The sequence below is a fragment of the Tenacibaculum sp. MAR_2010_89 genome (assembly GCF_900105985.1).
Classification (GTDB): Bacteria; Bacteroidota; Bacteroidia; order Flavobacteriales; family Flavobacteriaceae; genus Polaribacter; species Polaribacter halocynthiae.
This window is the reverse complement of the sequence record NZ_FNUB01000005.1, coordinates 2,406,397-2,423,914: the sequence shown is the minus strand read 5'-3', so window position 1 is coordinate 2,423,914 and position 17,518 is coordinate 2,406,397. Positions and strand designations below refer to the sequence as shown.

Annotated in this window: 17 protein-coding genes; 10 read left to right on the top strand and 7 right to left on the bottom strand. The window is 27.4% G+C overall.

Annotation, left to right across the window (positions count from 1 at the left end; genetic code table 11):
* Positions 1–34 precede the first annotated feature (34 nt).
* The gene (locus BLV71_RS14125) at positions 35–1,612 is read left to right on the top strand and encodes an alkaline phosphatase family protein (protein ID WP_093871170.1); all 1,578 of its coding nucleotides are present in this window, start codon (positions 35–37) and stop codon (positions 1,610–1,612) included.
* Here BLV71_RS14125 and BLV71_RS14120 read toward each other — a convergent pair.
* The 5 genes from BLV71_RS14120 to BLV71_RS14100 form a co-directional block, all read right to left on the bottom strand.
* Positions 1,597–2,976: an exonuclease domain-containing protein gene (locus tag BLV71_RS14120; RefSeq protein ID WP_093871169.1), complete on the bottom strand. Its 1,380-nt coding sequence runs from the start codon at positions 2,974–2,976 to the stop codon at positions 1,597–1,599. The two genes, BLV71_RS14125 and BLV71_RS14120, sit on opposite strands and share 16 nt — an antisense overlap.
* A complete protein-coding gene (locus tag BLV71_RS14115) occupies positions 2,976–3,746 on the bottom strand; it encodes an XRE family transcriptional regulator (protein ID WP_093871168.1) in 771 nt (256 codons plus the stop codon). The genes BLV71_RS14120 and BLV71_RS14115 overlap by 1 nt, the downstream gene beginning before the upstream one ends.
* Before the next feature lie 100 nt (positions 3,747–3,846).
* Entirely contained in the window at positions 3,847–5,625 is a 1,779-nt protein-coding gene (locus BLV71_RS14110; protein WP_093871167.1) for an ABC transporter ATP-binding protein, read from the bottom strand.
* A 100-nt stretch (positions 5,626–5,725) separates the two neighbouring features.
* Positions 5,726–6,892: an MFS transporter gene (locus tag BLV71_RS14105; protein WP_093872046.1), complete on the bottom strand. Its 1,167-nt coding sequence runs from the start codon at positions 6,890–6,892 to the stop codon at positions 5,726–5,728.
* A gap of 4 nt (positions 6,893–6,896) precedes the next feature.
* Positions 6,897–7,475 (bottom strand): HD domain-containing protein, encoded by a 579-nt coding sequence (locus BLV71_RS14100; protein WP_093871166.1) that lies wholly within the window; start codon positions 7,473–7,475, stop codon positions 6,897–6,899.
* Positions 7,476–7,562: 87 nt separating this feature from the next.
* Here BLV71_RS14100 and BLV71_RS14095 point away from each other — a divergent pair, with 87 nt between their 5' ends.
* The gene (locus BLV71_RS14095; RefSeq protein ID WP_093871165.1) at positions 7,563–8,120 is read left to right on the top strand and encodes a Crp/Fnr family transcriptional regulator; all 558 of its coding nucleotides are present in this window, start codon (positions 7,563–7,565) and stop codon (positions 8,118–8,120) included.
* A 21-nt stretch (positions 8,121–8,141) separates the two neighbouring features.
* Here the strand turns inward: BLV71_RS14095 and BLV71_RS14090 are convergent, their stop codons facing one another.
* Positions 8,142–8,588 carry a histidine triad nucleotide-binding protein gene (locus BLV71_RS14090; RefSeq protein WP_093871164.1) on the bottom strand — a complete coding sequence of 149 codons (447 nt, stop codon included), beginning with the start codon at positions 8,586–8,588 and terminating at the stop codon, positions 8,142–8,144.
* A gap of 146 nt (positions 8,589–8,734) precedes the next feature.
* Here BLV71_RS14090 and BLV71_RS14085 point away from each other — a divergent pair, with 146 nt between their 5' ends.
* The 3 genes from BLV71_RS14085 to BLV71_RS14075 all read left to right on the top strand — a co-directional run bounded on the left by BLV71_RS14085 (position 8,735) and on the right by BLV71_RS14075 (position 11,424).
* Positions 8,735–9,118 carry a BlaI/MecI/CopY family transcriptional regulator gene (locus tag BLV71_RS14085; RefSeq protein ID WP_093871163.1) on the top strand — a complete coding sequence of 128 codons (384 nt, stop codon included), beginning with the start codon at positions 8,735–8,737 and terminating at the stop codon, positions 9,116–9,118.
* Positions 9,111–10,436, top strand: a complete 1,326-nt coding sequence (locus tag BLV71_RS14080) for a M23/M56 family metallopeptidase (RefSeq protein ID WP_093871162.1) — start codon at positions 9,111–9,113, stop codon at positions 10,434–10,436. The genes BLV71_RS14085 and BLV71_RS14080 overlap by 8 nt, the downstream gene beginning before the upstream one ends.
* Positions 10,437–10,539: 103 nt before the next feature.
* Positions 10,540–11,424, top strand: coding sequence for a M23 family metallopeptidase (locus BLV71_RS14075; protein WP_093871161.1), 885 nt, complete (start codon positions 10,540–10,542; stop codon positions 11,422–11,424).
* 94 nt (positions 11,425–11,518) lie between these two features.
* On the opposite strand, the gene BLV71_RS14070 is transcribed toward BLV71_RS14075, so the two are convergent.
* Positions 11,519–12,790, bottom strand: coding sequence for a DoxX family protein (locus tag BLV71_RS14070; RefSeq protein ID WP_093871160.1), 1,272 nt, complete (start codon positions 12,788–12,790; stop codon positions 11,519–11,521).
* Between the two features lie 219 nt (positions 12,791–13,009).
* Here BLV71_RS14070 and BLV71_RS14065 point away from each other — a divergent pair, with 219 nt between their 5' ends.
* The 5 genes from BLV71_RS14065 (at position 13,010) to BLV71_RS14045 (ending at position 17,478) form a co-directional block, all read left to right on the top strand.
* Positions 13,010–13,444, top strand: coding sequence for an RrF2 family transcriptional regulator (locus BLV71_RS14065; RefSeq protein ID WP_093871159.1), 435 nt, complete (start codon positions 13,010–13,012; stop codon positions 13,442–13,444).
* 42 nt (positions 13,445–13,486) lie between these two features.
* Positions 13,487–13,924, top strand: coding sequence for a hypothetical protein (locus tag BLV71_RS14060; RefSeq protein ID WP_093871158.1), 438 nt, complete (start codon positions 13,487–13,489; stop codon positions 13,922–13,924).
* A gap of 188 nt (positions 13,925–14,112) precedes the next feature.
* Positions 14,113–14,835 carry an iron-sulfur cluster repair di-iron protein gene (ric, locus tag BLV71_RS14055; RefSeq protein ID WP_093871157.1) on the top strand — a complete coding sequence of 241 codons (723 nt, stop codon included), beginning with the start codon at positions 14,113–14,115 and terminating at the stop codon, positions 14,833–14,835.
* Between the two features lie 8 nt (positions 14,836–14,843).
* Positions 14,844–17,069, top strand: coding sequence for a nitric-oxide reductase large subunit (locus BLV71_RS14050; protein ID WP_093871156.1), 2,226 nt, complete (start codon positions 14,844–14,846; stop codon positions 17,067–17,069).
* A 94-nt stretch (positions 17,070–17,163) separates the two neighbouring features.
* Positions 17,164–17,478, top strand: a complete 315-nt coding sequence (locus BLV71_RS14045; RefSeq protein ID WP_093871155.1) for an iron-sulfur cluster assembly protein — start codon at positions 17,164–17,166, stop codon at positions 17,476–17,478.
* The last annotated feature ends 40 nt before the right edge of the window (positions 17,479–17,518 follow it).

The following is a 17,518-nucleotide window of genomic DNA, read 5'->3' as shown; positions in this document are numbered from 1 at the left end:
TTTCATATATTTTCACTTCATTAAAATATGATTTATGGCACTTTCAAAATCACCTTTTAAACATGTAGTAGTTATGATGTTCGAAAACCGTTCATTTGATAGCATGTTGGGATTTCTTTATAAAAATAATATTTCACCATTAACAAAACAACCTTTTGAAGGTTTAACAGGAAAAGAAACAAACCCAGATAGAAATGGAGATGCTGTAAAGGTTTTTAAAATTGACCCTACTGATCCTTATGCCTATTTTATGCCTAAAAAAGATCCTGGTGAAGGTTTTGCTAATACAAATTATCAATTATTTGGAGCTGAAAAAAAGCCCTTTCCAAAGGGTATTGCTCCTAATCAAGGTTTTGTGTTAGATTTTGAGAATCCCATTGATAACGCTCCACTAGAAAAAATGGAGAATCCTAAAACGGATAAAATAACATCTACCAAAACTGTAAAAAGCAAATACGACTATAAAAGTGATGTTTATAAAAAATGGTATAATACTCCAAAACCTAAAGAACATTCTAAGCATGTACCAGATTTAAAAAGTGTTGTAGGAAAAGACATTATGGGAATGTTTACTCCTGAAACACTACCTGTTTTATCTAGTTTAGCGAAAAACTATGCTGTTTGTGATCATTGGTACTGCTCTGCCCCAACTGAAACATTACCAAATAGAGCTTTTACCCATATGGGAACTTCTCAAGGATACTTATATGATGAAATACATTCTTATAGTGCTAAAAGTATTTTTAAGCACTTAATGGATAATGATAAAACTTGGGGAATTTTTGGCAACAATGGTAAACCTTATACTGTAGCATTTTGCCAAGATATTCCAAGTACAACAAATAAAGAAGGGAAAAAAGTTGTTGGTCAATTACCAAAAGGCTGTAAAGTTGGAGCTTTTGAAGATTTTGAAAATGCTTTAACCAATAATGAACTTCCAGATTATACGTTTCTTGAACCAATTTGGGGACATAAAGGAAATAGTCAACATCCTAACTATAATGTTGCCGATGGTGAACAATATTTATTAGAAATTTATAATGCCTTAAAAACATCTCCTTATTGGGAAGATACCTTACTTGTTGTTACTTATGATGAGCACGGTGGTTGTTATGACCATGTAACTCCTCCAAATACAGCCACTTCTCCACCAGCAGTTTCTAAGGCTTTTGGATTTGAATTTGATCGTTATGGTGTTCGTGTACCTACTGTTTTAATTTCTCCAAAAATTAAAGCAGGAACTGTATATAGAACTAAAAGTGATGTTCCATTAGATCATACCTCAATATTAGCAACTTTAGAAGAGATGTTTGAATTATCTCCATTAACTGAACGAGATAAAGCTGCACCCCATATTTTAGATGTAGCTACCTTAAAAATTCCAAGAACTGATAACCCTATGAAAGGTATTCTTCCTCCTAAAGCTAACTCATCAATAAAAATCGAGGATCACGCTTCTCAAATACAACAAATGCACGCAGCAGCGTTAACAGATAAACATAATCGTGAAACTGGTGAGAATAAACAGACTCCTAGTTTTACATCAGAAAAAGAGGCTACATCATATATTAATGAACTACATAATAGGTATTATACTTATTCAAATGAGTAATTCTGTGATTCCAATACTTGAATAGAAGTATGATTTTTTAAATATGAATTAAGTATTTTTTTAGTTTCATTAGTATTATTATGAGGTATTAAATTATCAAGATAAACTCCTGTTTCAATACTATTAGCTTCTTGTTCTTTATAATATCCAAATCCTTTGTATTGATTGTTCGCTATTAGTACAAAGGCTTTTTCATTGATGTTTCTACCATCTAATTTGATGATAAAATCATTATTTTTAAACTTTAAAGATTCAATAGCTTTTAAAACCCTTTGGTTATAATGATCAACATCTTCTTGTTCTACACAAATGCCTCTACATTCTTTTATTTTATAATGAAAACAACTTTGAGTATTTGTTTGTAGATGACAGTATTTAGGACACAACTCATAGTCTTCACATAGTTTTTCTAAAAAACTTCTAGCCTCACTTAAAGAATAAAATTTATAAATAGCATCCTGTATCATTTTTGAATTATTCCATGCTAAATGAACTATTCCTTTTCTATCGGTATAACTAAATAAACTATAGTTAGGTGATTTTTTTTTCTGCGCTCTATTGAATTGAGGATAGTGCTTTTTTATTTCTGAAGATTCTAATAATAATGCTATTAATTCATTCCCTGTTTTTTCATAAGTAACATTAGATATATTCATGCACATATCCATCTCCTTTTTCTTTTTATCATGAAAATGGCTTAAAACACGTTTTTTAATATTATTAGCTTTACCTACATATATAATTTCCTTCTTTTTATTCCAAAAATAATACACCCCATGAACTTGAGGTAATTCTTCAAAAACTTTTTTAGATAATAATGGCGGTAATGTAGCTTCTTTAGAATTCGCTTTTAAAAAGCTGTTAATAACAGTACTCTTTTCGTCAAGTTCTAATAACATACCCAATAAAATTACAGTAGCTTCAGCATCTCCTCTAGCTCTATGCCTATCTTTTATTTCAATATTTTGAGATCGACAAATTTCCCCTAAACTATAAGAGTTTCTATTAGGGATAAGTTTTCTAGATAATCTAATTGTACAAAGTTTTTTTCTTTTAAAAGTGAAACCTAATGAAGTAAACTCTTTAGAAATTATTCTATAATCAAAATTAACATTGTGCGCTACAAATATGCAATCTTCAGTTATTTCGTGTATTTTTTTTGCAACTTCTTCAAATTTTGGAGCCTCTCTTACCATGTAGTTATCTATACCAGTAAGTGTTGTAATGAAAACAGGTATTGTTGTACAAGGATTTATAAGTGTAGTAAATTCATCTATAATTTTTTCACCATCATATATAAAAATACTTATTTCAGTAATTTTAGTACCACCATTGGTTTCTATGTCAACTACAGCATAATTCATTATTCTAATTTGGCTAAAGATCTTAATTCAACACCTAATTGAGTTAGCATAGTTGCTATACTACTAATTTTCAAATCTCTTTCATCATATTCTTGAGTATTAATACTGCAAGTGAACTCCCATAATTCAACTACTTCAGAAATAGGAACATTATATGTTTCGTAATTTTTATTATCTGGAACTAACAACAAAGTATTGTTTTCTTCAATTTTATTATAGACTCTCTTATAAGTAATTCCATCATTTTTTGTAACTAAAATATACGAAACTCCATCTCTTACATCGTCAATACTCTCAACAAAACTGGCTACAACAAAAGAGCCATCTTTCATTGGATGCATTGAGTCGCCTTTGATTGGAAAAGCTCTATGTTTTCCTACAGGTAAAAAAGGTAATTTAATTCGTTGTAATTGTTCTATGTACTCAGGATCATTATACCCTAATAAATAACCTGCCGAAGCTTCAGTAGGTATTATTTCTATTAAATTATCATCTTCACTATCAACTGTTATTGGAAATAATACTCTTTGATTTCCTATTTCAATGAAAGAAGTTTCTTTGGAATAAGTTAAATCATTTTTTACTAAAATATCTATTGGTAATTTAAAATAATTTGAAATGACTATTAATGTTTCAATAGGAGGTTCAGAGCGACCTTCTTCATATGAAGATACTCTTGATCGAGTTATATGTATCTCATCTGCAAATTGCTCTTGAGTTAATTCTCTTAAATGCCTTAAATGACGTATGTTTTTTGATATATTTTTCATTTGCTACAAATATAAGCAAGGATTGCTACATATTGTAGTTTATCTAAATAAAATATAGAATTAATTAGCTTACTATTATAAGACGCTAATATACTGCTTGTTATATTTTAGCTTGATAGGTATATAAGTCAAAATATCTTCCATTTTTAGCAATAAGTTCATCATGAGTTCCTTGTTCTGCAATTCGTCCAGATTCTATTACTAAAATTTGATCAGCTTTTTTAATAGTACTCAAACGATGTGCAATAACAATAGTTGTTCTATCTTTTACAAGTGTTGCAAGTGATTTCTGAATAAGTGCCTCACTTTCTGTATCTAGATTTGATGTAGCTTCATCTAAAATAATAATTTTAGGATTAGCTAAAATTGCTCTAGCTATAGCAATACGTTGTCGTTGCCCTCCAGAAAGTTTTACCCCCCGCTCTCCTATTAACGTATCCAAACCATTTTCAAAACGATCAGTAAACTCATTTACATATCCAGCTTTTACAGCTTGTAGTAATTCTTCTTCACTAGCTTCGGGCCTTGGAAATAAAATATTATCTCGTATGGTACCTTCAAATAAAAACTCATCTTGTAATACTACGCCTAAATGTTTTCTAAAACTACTTAATTTAAGTTTAGCTAAATCCTCTCCATCAATTGTAATTGTTCCAGATTGTGGATTTAAAAATGTTGCACTCAACCCTGCAATCGTAGATTTACCTGAACCAGAACTTCCAACAAGAGCTATTACTGAACCAGCTTCTGCTTGAAAACTTACATCATGTATAACATTTTTTCCTTCTTCATATGCAAATGACACATTTTTAAATGTTAAGTTCCCTTTAAAATTACCTAGTTCTATAGTACGGTTTCCTAGCTCTTCTTCTGGAGTCATATTCATTAGCTCTTCAGTTCGATCTAATCCTGCTAAAGCTTCAGTAAATTGACTTCCTATATTACTCATTTGTATAATTGGAGCTATCATTAATCCTAAGTACAAGGTAAAAGATAAAAAATCACCCGTAGACATCTTTCCTTGAATCATAAAATAACCTCCTATTCCCATAATTCCTAAAGAAGCTAGTCCTAGTAAAAAAGTAGAAGAACTTGACATAATTGCAGTTGCTGTTAAACTCTTTTTTACATTTTGAAATAAAAGATCTACACCTTTTTCAAAAATTCTATTCTCTTGCTGTTCCGCATTAAAACCTTTGATTACACGTACACCTGCAAGAGTTTCTGTTAACCGACCTTTCACTTCTGCATTAATTTTTCCTCTATTTCTAAAAATAGGTCGAATGTATTTAAATGCTTTCAAAGCTACAAAACCAAAAATAACAACAGGAAGAAATACAAATAATGTCATCCAAGCATTAATACGAATCAATAATACAACAGAAACTACAGCTGTAATAGTTCCTCCAACCAATTGAACAAGTCCTGTTCCTATTAAATTACGTACACCTTCTACATCACTCATAATACGAGAAACTAAGTTTCCAGATTTTGTGTTATCAAAAAAACTAATAGGTAATGATAATACCTTTTTTTGAACTTGTGCTCTTAGTTCTGATATAACATATTGTGCTTGTACACTCAAAATACGTGTAAGCAAAAATGATGTAATTGCTTGTAATAACAATGCTATTCCTACAAACAATAATACTTCATAGAGCTTGGTTATATCTTTATTAGGAATAACTTCATCTAATAAAATTTTAGATTGCCAAGGTAACACCAAACTAGCCATACGGCTGATTACTATTAAAACTAATCCTATAAAAACCAAGTTACGTCGTGGCCAAATAATAGTTTTAAAAGCTTTAGCTATAGTTATTCTAGGCTTCTTTTTACCCACTTTTTCTATTGATGCTGTATGTTGGTATTCTTTCATGTTTTTTATCTAGAAATATCTTATCAAAGATAGCTTAAACGACTATGTATTACTTAAAAAAATTGCCAATTAATTTATGCTTCTTATTTCAAAAACACTATCAAGACTTTTGATTATTTTCAACTAGCATATAAATCAATCCAAAAAATGCAATAATAGAACAAACAAAAAATATTTGAGGTATTTTTTCTACCATGTTAGTATAATACCATCCCGAGAAAAATGCTCCTAGTCCAATTCCTGCTTCTAAAGCAATATACATAGTAGCAATAGATTTACCTTTTGTTAATGGATTACTCAAATCAATTGTCCAAGCATTTACCGTTGGAGAGATTATTCCCATTGCTATTCCATATAATGTTGCAGCTATCAACATTCCATTAATACTTTCTAATTTACCAAGTAACAATAGTGCAATACTTAAAATAACTAATCCTATAGTAATTATTATTTTACGACCATAAACATCAGAAATTTTACCCGCTAGTAATCGTACAAAAAGGGATGCTATTGTAAATGCAATAAAAAATGTTCCTTTATTAATAATACCTAAATGATCACTCCAATCAGGAATTAAAGTTAATATAACTCCAAAACTTAAGTAAGTACTGAAAGTGACATATGCAGCTGGTAAAGCTTCTTTTGCAATAATATCTGATTTTGATATTTTAAGTGTCTGTAGTGTAAATTGCTGTTTATTAACCAATGTTTCTTTTACTCTTAAAATTAAAATAATAGATAATAAAGCCATCATTGAAGAACTGTAAAACAATACATTATAATTGGAGTATAGTTTAATATAACTCCCTAAAGCAGGTCCTAAAGCTAATCCTGTACTAAAACACATTCCCTGAATTCCCATTGCTTCACCTAATCGTTTTTTGGGAATAATATCTGATACATATGCTGCAATTGCTGTTGGGCTAAACCCTGTAGAAAATCCATGCACTAATCGTAAAAAAAGAAAACCAGAAACACTGGTTAATATTGGATAAAACAACCCTGAAACTACACAAACTAGAGCACCTATAATCAACACTGATTTTCTACCAATAGTATCAGTTAATTTCCCACTAAATGGCCTTGAAAAACCAGCTGTTAATGTAAACAAAGCAATAATGAGTCCTTTATATTCAACACCACCTAAATTACTTAAATAACTTGGTAACTCTGGAATTAACATGTTATAACTTGCAGAAAAAAACAGCGAACTCAAACAAATAAAAATAAATTGAGGGGTATAAATTTTTTGACTAGAAACCATCATAACATTATATTTTTTCAAACGACATTTCTATTTCCTCTAATGAGTAATCCCAAATAGCTTTAGATCCCAAAATGACTGGCTTGGTTTTCTCTATAACTTTTTCTTTAGCCACATTGTATTCTTTCCAAGTTCCTCCTTTATTAGAAACATTTTGTAAAATAGGTTCAAACCGATCCATGGCTTTTGCAAATTTTGCTTCATTTGTTTCCCCTCTTTCAAACTCTAACCATATATCAATAAATTCTTTAGCTTGAATTTCTGGTAACATTCCAAAAATCCTTTTCGCTGCCTTTAATTCTTCCTCAGTATTATTATGATTTTTAGTTGTATCAAAAATAAAAATATCACCTGAATCAATTTCAACAATATCATGAATCAATACCATTTTCAGTACTTTAAAAAGATTAATTTCTTCATTACTATGTTCAACTAAAATTAAAGCCATCATAGCTAAATGCCAACTATGCTCTGCATCATTTTCATGTTTATCACTATTAAACAACTTTGTTTTACGTTGTATATACTTTAATTTATCTATTTCTTTTATAAATTGAATTTGCTGTAATAATGTATTCATTCTTATTTGTATTTCTAATTTATTATATAATTTTACAATGCAAATTACTTCCTATTAGAAATTTTAAAAAAGGACAATTGTCCCAACTCAAAAATGATTAGAACTAACGTTGATTTTTTAACATACATTGAATTATTAAATGAAAAATATCCTAACTTTTTTTTATTAGAGAATTATAACCCAAAAGAAGTTATATTAAAGCAACAAAAAAGATATCAATCATTATATATCATTAAAAATGGTATAACTAAGTGCTATTTATCTGATGAAAATGGAAAAGATTTTATTCAAGAATTTTTAGGTAAAGGAATGGAGTTTGGTGAATTAGAAGTTTTTAGTGGGAATTTAAGTTATTGTTCTATTGAAGCAATATCAAAAGTCGTTGTTTACAAAATATCATATAAAAACTACAACTATTTGCTTGATAATGATCGTTTATTTAATAGATTAGTAATAAAGTCAATGGCTTTAAAAATAGGTTATAAAGCACCAAGGCATTCTTTTCAACAATCCTACTCTATTGAAGAAAATATTTTAAAACTAAAACACAATTATCCGGATTATGATAAAATATTTTCTAAAAATGATATTGCCAATTATTTAGGTATTACTATTCGTAGCTTAAACAGAACATTAAATGGATTAAAATAATTATTGTAGTTCAAAAAATATTTATTTTTTCATCATAGGACCTAAGTTCTCACCTCCTAATAAATGTAAGTGTAAATGAAAAACAGATTGCCCTGCATCTTCATTTACATTCATTGTTAAGCGATATCCTGTTTTTGCAATGCCTTGCTCTTTAGCTATCTTTTTTGCTACCAAAAATAACTTTCCCAAAACTAAAGCATCATTTTCTGTAATATCATTAACTGTATGAATTTCTTTTTTAGGAATAATCAGAACATGTACTCTAGCCTGTAATCTTAAAGGTAAAAAAGCTATTATATCGTCATCTTCATAAATAACTTTAGCAGGTAATTCTTTATTAATTATTTTTGTAAAAACGGATCCTTTCTCTATTTTTTCAGCTTTTATTTCCTGGTAATCTTTACTTTGACCAAAACTAAAAAACACATTAACTATTAAAATAGTTGCTACTAAATATTTCTGAAACATATTTATTAAACTCTTTTCATCAAAAATAATAATTTTTAAAAAATACACCGCTATAATTTATCCTATTAAGAAAACTTTATGACTACAAATATAGTTATATTACTATATTTGTAGTCGTAATTTAAAAATATTTATATATTTGCCTTATGAATGAATTAACAAAAGCTGAAGAACAAGTAATGAAATATGCTTGGAAACTTGAAAAAGCATTTTTAAAAGATATAGTAGCAGAATTCCCTGAACCTAAACCAGCCTACACTACAATATCAACGGTAGTAAGAGTATTGGTTAAAAAAGAATTTTTAAAATTTGAAACATTTGGTAAAGTAAGGCAGTATTATCCTAGAATATCAAAAGATACTTATTTCAAAAAACACATGAAAGATGTGATAGGTAATTTTTTTAGCGGATCTGCTAGTAAATTTGCATTATTTTTTACTAATAATGAAGATTTAAATCTTACAGAGTTAGAAAAAATGAAAGGAATGCTAGAAAGTAAAATTGAAAAATTAAAAGCAAAAAATGAGTAATATTTTAGTATACCTAATACAAGTAACTAGTATTTTTTCTGTATTATACTTTATATACATACTGTTTTTTAACAGATTAACTTTTCATATTATAAATCGAAGAATATTAATATTATTACTTCCTGTTTCTATCTTGCTACCTATTTTAAGTAACTTGTTTCCTGTTTTATCTTCAAAAATTATAGAAGTTCCCTTATTTGAGTATATAGTTAATTCTCAAAATCACCAAGTATTTGATAGTAATCAAAAAGAATTAGCCTCTTCATTTTTAAATTTCAATTCAATATTGATAGTTATTTATTTTTTGATTGTTATTGTTTATTTAATCAGAATTTTAATTAATACAAGATCTATATTTATTATAAAAAATAAGTCAATAATTCAAAGAGAAGATGGATATAAGTTAGTATTTGCTGATGTTCCAGAAATATTTTCATATTTCAAATGGATATTTATTCCTAAAAAAGAATTTAAAAAATATAATCAACAAATTGTAGAACACGAAAAAATACATATTAAACTAAAACATTCTTGGGATGTTATTTTAAGTGAATTTTACATCTCCTTTTTTTGGTTTAATCCGTTACTCTATTTTTATAGAAAATCACTCAAATCTATTCATGAATTTCAAGCTGACAAAGGAGTTCTTCAAAAAGGAATTAAAACTTCACAATATATGGAGTTATTATTACAAAGTCTTGAAATTCAAAAACCAAATAATTTATACAACTACTTTAATCAACCAATACTAAAAAAAAGAATTACTATGATGACAAAACCTAAATCTAAAAACCTATCTAAACTTATATATATAGTGCTTTTTCCTGTATTCACTATACTAACTTTAGCATTTACCAAACCATCAAGTACAAATGATTCATTTATAAAAACAATAAATATATCAAATCTAGTAAGTAACCCTCCTTCCCTATTTCCTGTTAAAAATGCTTCAAAAAAAGACATTACAAGTCTATTTGGAAAATTTAGAAAAAACTCAATTATAAAAAAGAAAGTTGTTCATGGAGGCATTGATATTAAAGCTTCTATAGGAACTCCTGTTATAGCTACTGCTGACGGTATTATTAATAAAGCCTCTCTTGAAAATGCTTGGGGGAACTTAATTATAATTACACATGCCAATGGTTACGAAACATGGTATGCACACTTAAATGATTTTAATGTTATTAAAAATCAAAAAGTAAAAAAAGGAGATATTATAGGTTTTGTAGGAAACACAGGACGTTCATTAGGTCCACACTTACATTATGAAGTAAAACAAAATGGTAAACGTTTAAACCCATTAAATTTTATTAAATAATTTTTCTATTTAAATCATTATTACCTGTATTTAAATAAAAGTTTTAATCAAACCATTGGTTCTATTCATAAATAGAACCTTATAACTACGTTAATAAAAATATATGAAATCATTATTTGCATTCTTTTTAATACTGTTTCTAAGCACAAATAATTATGGACAAATTCATCAAATTTTTGAATATAATATAGATTCAATATTAAACTTTAAAAACATAGTAAAAGATAGTATATCAAATTCATTTATGGAAGAGAATTGGGATACATCTACTTATAACCCTTATAAAATTAAGATTAAAAAATATCCTTTTAATATAGTTTTTAAGGACAGCCTTTATTCTTCTCCTATTGATAGAAAAAAAGTTATAACTTCTCGTTATGGATGGCGAAGAAGAAGAGCTCATAAAGGAATTGATATCGACTTAGTAACTGGTGATGATGTTAAGGTGATGCTTGATGGAAAAGTACGTTATGTAAATTACCATTCAGGACATGGAAAAGTTGTAGTTGTAAGGCATTATAATGGATTAGAAACATCTTATTCTCATTTATCTAAACAATTAGTAAAAGTAAATGATACAGTTGTTAAAGGGCAAATAATAGGTAAAGGAGGTACAACTGGAAATGCAAGAGGTAGCCATCTTCACCTTGAAGTTAGTTTTAAAGGAACTTATATATATCCTGAATATTTATTTTCTTTTAATGAAAAAAACAACATACGATCTCAAAACATATGGGTAACTAAAAATTGGGTAACTCCATATATACATAATTCAAAAAGGCAAAGTTCTATTTTGATTTGTAACACCTATGAAGAGGCTATTAAAAAGAGTAAAAAGACAAAACAAGTATATGTTATAAAAAAAGGAGATACTCTTTCAAAAATTTCAAGTAAACATCGAATATCTATAACTTCAATTTGTAAAACAAATTCAATTAGAAAATCAAGCACCTTGAAAATTGGTCAGAAACTTGTTTTAATTCAATAAATTTAGTTTTTAATTTCTAACAAAAAACACCAATAAAATCTTAGTAAATGTAACTCTTTTATTGGTGTTTTTTTTATACTATTTAAGTAGATATTTATTCTAAATCTCTAATCCATTGTGTTTCATTTTTAGTAAGTAAATAATCTTTTAAAGTTTTTGATTTAGCTGAAAACGATAAAGTATCACCTTTATAAATTCCAGAAAAAGTAAATTTATTTTTACCTGTTTTTTTATAAAAAAATAAATAATCACTTCCTGAAGCATTTTCAATAGGTTTAAAAGTTATTGTTTTATCTAGTACATTTTCTTCAAATTTAAACCATTGTGTTTGACCATCACTATTTTTTATTACAACATGTTTAGGGTAATATTTATTACAATTTAGCCTCATAGTTTTCCATTCTAATCTATCACCATTTAAACTATTTATAGTATCTCTATTTTTTATAAAAATATCAATATCATATATTCCAGTCATTTCTATATTATTTGGGTTCTTCTCAGTCCTTATTCTTTCTTTAAAACTATTTCTAAATGATATTATAAAATATATTAAAATAATTCCTTTCAAACCATATCTAATTTTTTTTGAATTAAAAAGGGGAGCAAAATTATATGGTATTGTTGGTTTATTGGTGATGAAAAAATTAATTAGCTGTTTTAAATTATCAAAAATTAAAAGAACAGTCATTAATAATAAATGAATAGCAAACATTTTAACACTAACATCATATCCTATATCAACAAGTACTACATTTACCATGGCTATAAATAAAATAAAAGCCCCAATAAAAGTTGTTCTTCTAAATAATACTAAAACACCACCTATAACCTCTATCAACCCTGTACTTATTGAATAGAAATCAGAATAACTCATGAACTTCCATAAAAAACCCATTCCACTTTGATTTCCAAGATTATTTTCTAAATCATTAATATCTAAAGAACCAAATTGCAATAAAAACACTTTAGCTAAGCCATAAAGAATTAAAGTTAAACCTATATGATATCTAAGAATAGTTTGTAATAAAACTTTTAGTTTATTTGTGTATGAATATTTTATTTTTGAATCTATAAAAAGCCAAATTACAGAGCCTGTTGCTGAAATGGATACGATTAATAGAAACCTTGAATAATCATATTTTGAATCAAAGCCATTTTGCAAATTATTAATATAAAATTCCCAACCTAAAAACGTTTGTCCAAACCAAATAGTAATTCCTTTCCAAAAGGAAATATTTTCAGGATTTAACTCATTTATATATTCAAATCCATAAGGAAAAATATAAAGAATTATATATAAAAATATAAACCTCCAAAACAATTTTCTTTTAAAATTATATTTTTGATTTTCTAGTGTTTTCATATTGAATTATAGCAAGTTTTAAATTATTTAAATATTTATTTCGCATAATACGCTAAAATATATACTCTCTTTTAAAAAATCTATTTAATATTTATATTGCTTAGTTTCAATTATAATTTATAAATAATTTTCACTTCAAAAATAAAGCTTTTTTTTATAAAGGATAAATTTGTCTCTTATGAAATTATATACTAACTTTGCCGTATAATATTTAAATAGATGTTTTCAAAATCATGTGAATATGGATTAAGGGCTATAATTTTTATTGCTCAACAAAGTGCTCAAGATATCAAAGTGAGTTTATCAACTATATCAAGTGCTATAGATTCTCCACAAGCATTTACAGCCAAAGTATTACAGCAGCTTACTAGAAAAGATATAGTAAAATCTATTAAAGGCCCATATGGAGGTTTCGTTATAGAAGATTTTAAAATGAATACTATAAAGTTGAGCGACGTTGTAAAGGTTTTAGATGGAGATTCTATTTTTACTAGTTGTGGTTTAGGTTTAAAAGAGTGTAATGATAAATCACCATGCCCCTTACATTTTCAATTCATTGAAGTTAGAAATAAACTTAAATCAATGTTAAACAATACCACATTATTAATGCTAGTTAATGATATGAATATTGATACATTTTTTTTAAAAAGATAAAAAAACAATTTCAAAAAAGATAAAAAGATCCGAATATATTTTATGAAAAAAATTATAGTTATAACATTTATATGGATTGGTTTTGTAGGCGCCATAAGTTTTATGGAGTCTTGGTTAAAATTTCAAGCACCAAACATGACTACTGAACTTGGTTTAGGTATTGGACAATTAGTTTTTAGGGCCTTAAATATTATGGAAATTATATTTCTAATAAGTATATCAGTACATATTATATCATTATACAATAAAGAGAGTAAACTAATTCACTATTCATTTCTAATAGTAGTTGCAATAATTTTGATACAAACAACTTGGTTACTACCTATTTTAAATGAACGAGCGGAGAAAATCATTCAAGGCATTACTATAAGTAAAAGTAATGCTCACTTAATATATATTTTATTAGAAGTAATAAAAATAGTTTGCCTTTTCATGTTTGGAATTAAATTATTAAAGAAATTAACTGTACAAAATGAATGAATAAATGAATTAAATACTGTTTTTAATTCATAAACAAACAATAAACCCAACATCTTATTAAATATCATAAAAGCACGAGTAAAAGAGCTTATTGGGAACTCTTACCCTTTTTTTAAAATCAAAAAAACAATGACTTACAACAAAATATCCTTCATTAAAATCATTAATTACATTTAAAACATAAAGTAATGAATATTAATAAAAACACTTTAATAAGTACTATTGTTGCAGAAAATTACAAATCAGCTACTATTTTTAAATCATATGGTATAGATTTTTGCTGCAATGGTAATAGAAGTATAGAAACTGTTTGCAATACCAAAAATATTAATGAAAATATACTAATAAACAAATTAAATAATTGTTTCAACACAGAAGTTGATACCAACAATTACCAATCTTGGGATATAGATTTTCTTTCAGATTATATTTACAACAAACACCATAAATACATAGAAAAAACGATACCAGAATTAAAATTGTATCTTGATAAATTATGTAAAGTTCATGGTATATGTCACCCTGAACTATTTGAAATATATAAATTGTTTACTGAAAGTGCTAACGATTTAACAATGCATATGAAAAAAGAGGAATTAATTCTATTCCCTTATTTCAAAAAATTAGTTGAAGCTAGTAAAAACAAGTCGACTATTTCTAGTAATCAGTTTGATAGTATAAAAAGTCCGATAGCAATGATGCATAAAGAGCATGATAATGAAGGGCATCGATTTAGAAAAATTGCTGAATCAAGTAATAATTACTCTCCTCCTGTAGATGCCTGTAATACATATAAAGTAACCTATCAATTATTACAAGAATTTGAAGAAGATTTACATAAACACATTCATTTAGAAAATAACATATTATTTAAAAAAGGAGTAGAATTAGAAAAAACTCTACAAAATTAATAGAAACCATGAGAAAAACTTGGATCGCATTTATAAGTGTTGTAACCCTTTCGTTTATAGCGTTAATTTGGGTAGGAACTGAAGTATATCAAACACAACCGCCTATTCCAGAAAAGGTTGTTATAAAAAATTCTGGAGAAATTATTTACACAAAAGAAGACATTCAAACAGGGCAAAATGTTTGGGAATCTATTGGAGGAATGGAAGTTGGTTCTATCTGGGGACATGGTAGTTATGTAGCTCCTGACTGGACAGCAGATTGGATACATAAAGAAGCTATATATTTACTAAATCATTGGTCAAAGACAGAATTTCAAGTACCATATGACAGCTTGAATGTAGAAAGAAAAGCAGCTATTAAAGCACGTTTAATCAATGATATTAAAACCAATACATTTAATGCTAGTACTAATATAATTACAATATCAAAAGAAAGATTAGCAGCTATTAAATCTAATGTAAAACATTATACATCTATTTTTTCTGATGGTAAAGAAGAATATGCTATACCTAAAGGAGCTTTAACTGACTCTGTTAAATTAGAACAATTAAATGCTTTTCTATTTTGGACTTCTTGGGCGGCGAGTACTAATAGACCTAATAAAGATTATACATATACCTCTAATTGGCCTCACGAACCTTTAATAGACAATGTCATTACAAAAGATTCAGTTATATGGTCAGGGTTATCAATTGTATTGTTACTTCTTTTTATAGGAATCTTAACTTTTTATTATTTAAGAAATCATGAAAAAGGTGATGTAATAACTAAACCGAATACTGATCCTTTGACAGGAATGAAATTAGTACGCTCACAAAAAGCAATTTTAAAATATTTTATTGTAATTTCATTATTAATTGGTTTACAAGTTGTTTTAGGTATTATAACAGTTCATTACACAGTAGAAGGACAAGCCTTTTTTGGTATTGACTTAGCTAGTTTTTTACCTTATTCTATAACTAGAACTTGGCATACCCAATTAGCTGTATTTTGGATAGCTGCAACTTGGTTATCTACAGGTTTATTCTTAGCTCCCATGATTTCTGGAAAAGAATTTAAGTATCAGGTTTTTGGAATAAACTTTTTATTTGTTGCGCTATTAATTATTGTTTTGGGATCTATGTTAGGAGAATGGTTAGGAGTTCATCAATTTTTAGATTTAACAACTAATTTTTTCTTTGGTCATCAAGGTTATGAATACATGGACTTAGGTAGATTTTGGCAACTATTTTTAGGTATAGGTTTAATACTATGGGTGTTTATGGTTGGGAGGCATATTGTTTATGCTATTCGTAAAAATGATGCTTCTAAACAATTACTTACAATTTTATTAATATCAGTAGTTGCAATTGGGATGTTCTTTTTCTCAGGACTAATGTATGGAGAAAATAGTAGTTTACCTGTTATTAACTATTGGAGATGGTGGCTAGTTCATTTATGGGTTGAAGGTTTTTTCGAAGTTTTTGCAACAGTTGTTATTGCTTTTATTTTTTCAAAAATGGAAATAATTTCTGCAAGAACAGCTGGAAGAGTTTCTATTGCTTCTGCAACCATATTTTTAGCCGGAGGTATAATAGGAACCTTACATCATTTATATTATTCAGGAACTCCAGTTCAAGCAATTGCTTTAGGAGCAACATTTAGTGCTTTAGAAGTTGTTCCACTAACCCTTATGGGTTTTGAAATAAAAGAGAGTTGGACACTTTTAAAAAGTAAGCCATGGATGCAAAAATATAAATGGCCTATCTTCTTTTTTATAGCTGTATCATTTTGGAACTTTATAGGTGCTGGTGTGTTTGGATTTCTTATTAATCCTCCAATCGCATTGTACTATATTCAAGGATTAAATACAACTGCTGTTCATGCACATACTGCTTTATTTGGTGTTTATGGAATGTTAGGTATGGGGTTCATTATAATTTGCTTACGATTTTATTCTAATAGAACTTGGGAAAGTAAAAAATTAAAAAGAGCTTTTTGGTTTTTAAATATTGGCTTAATTGCTATGGTTCTATTTAGTTTACTGCCTATTGGTATAATTCAAGCTTATATATCAATTACTCAAGGTTATTCATTTGCAAGAGATGCTGAATTATTATACTCTCCTGTTGTTCAAACTTTAAAATGGTTACGCATGATAGGTGATATTATTTTCTCTATTGGTATATATTACTTCTGTTGGTTTACCATCTCAGAAACTATATATAATTATAAAAGGAAAAAGATAAACTAATTTTTAAAGTAATACCATTACTCTTTGTTAAGAATAATAGCATTGAGTAATGGTTTTAAACTAGAAATTGAAAAGAAAAATTAAATAATAGAATATGGAAATAAATAAACAATTACAAAACGAAATAATAAAAAAAATTAAAGAAGTTTTTGATCCTGAAATACCTGTAGATGTTTATGAATTAGGATTAATATATGATGTTATTATTCATGAAAATAATAGTGTACATGTTTCAATGACATTAACATCACCATCTTGCCCTGTTGCTGAAACATTACCACAACTAGTAAAAAGAAAAATAGAAGAATTAAAATTGATTAATAAAGTGGAAGTTGAATTAACTTGGCAACCAAATTGGAATAGATCAATGATTAGTGAAGAAGCTAAATTAACTTTAGGAATTCTTTAAAATATAAATACTTATGTCAACATTTAGATCTAATAAATTT

Excerpts from the sequence above, each read along its gene's own strand:
- BLV71_RS14125 (WP_093871170.1), top strand. The coding sequence starts at position 35 with ATGGCACTTTCAAAATCACCTTTTAAACATGTAGTAGTTATGATGTTC.
- BLV71_RS14120 (WP_093871169.1), bottom strand. The coding sequence starts at position 2,976 with ATGAATTATGCTGTAGTTGACATAGAAACCAATGGTGGTACTAAAATT.
- BLV71_RS14115 (WP_093871168.1), bottom strand. The coding sequence starts at position 3,746 with ATGAAAAATATATCAAAAAACATACGTCATTTAAGGCATTTAAGAGAA.
- BLV71_RS14110 (WP_093871167.1), bottom strand. The coding sequence starts at position 5,625 with ATGAAAGAATACCAACATACAGCATCAATAGAAAAAGTGGGTAAAAAG.
- BLV71_RS14105 (WP_093872046.1), bottom strand. The coding sequence starts at position 6,892 with ATGATGGTTTCTAGTCAAAAAATTTATACCCCTCAATTTATTTTTATT.
- BLV71_RS14095 (WP_093871165.1), top strand. The coding sequence starts at position 7,563 with ATGATTAGAACTAACGTTGATTTTTTAACATACATTGAATTATTAAAT.
- BLV71_RS14090 (WP_093871164.1), bottom strand. The coding sequence starts at position 8,588 with ATGTTTCAGAAATATTTAGTAGCAACTATTTTAATAGTTAATGTGTTT.
- BLV71_RS14085 (WP_093871163.1), top strand. The coding sequence starts at position 8,735 with ATGAATGAATTAACAAAAGCTGAAGAACAAGTAATGAAATATGCTTGG.
- BLV71_RS14080 (WP_093871162.1), top strand. The coding sequence starts at position 9,111 with ATGAGTAATATTTTAGTATACCTAATACAAGTAACTAGTATTTTTTCT.
- BLV71_RS14075 (WP_093871161.1), top strand. The coding sequence starts at position 10,540 with ATGAAATCATTATTTGCATTCTTTTTAATACTGTTTCTAAGCACAAAT.
- BLV71_RS14070 (WP_093871160.1), bottom strand. The coding sequence starts at position 12,790 with ATGAAAACACTAGAAAATCAAAAATATAATTTTAAAAGAAAATTGTTT.
- BLV71_RS14065 (WP_093871159.1), top strand. The coding sequence starts at position 13,010 with ATGTTTTCAAAATCATGTGAATATGGATTAAGGGCTATAATTTTTATT.
- BLV71_RS14060 (WP_093871158.1), top strand. The coding sequence starts at position 13,487 with ATGAAAAAAATTATAGTTATAACATTTATATGGATTGGTTTTGTAGGC.
- ric (WP_093871157.1), top strand. The coding sequence starts at position 14,113 with ATGAATATTAATAAAAACACTTTAATAAGTACTATTGTTGCAGAAAAT.
- BLV71_RS14050 (WP_093871156.1), top strand. The coding sequence starts at position 14,844 with ATGAGAAAAACTTGGATCGCATTTATAAGTGTTGTAACCCTTTCGTTT.
- BLV71_RS14045 (WP_093871155.1), top strand. The coding sequence starts at position 17,164 with ATGGAAATAAATAAACAATTACAAAACGAAATAATAAAAAAAATTAAA.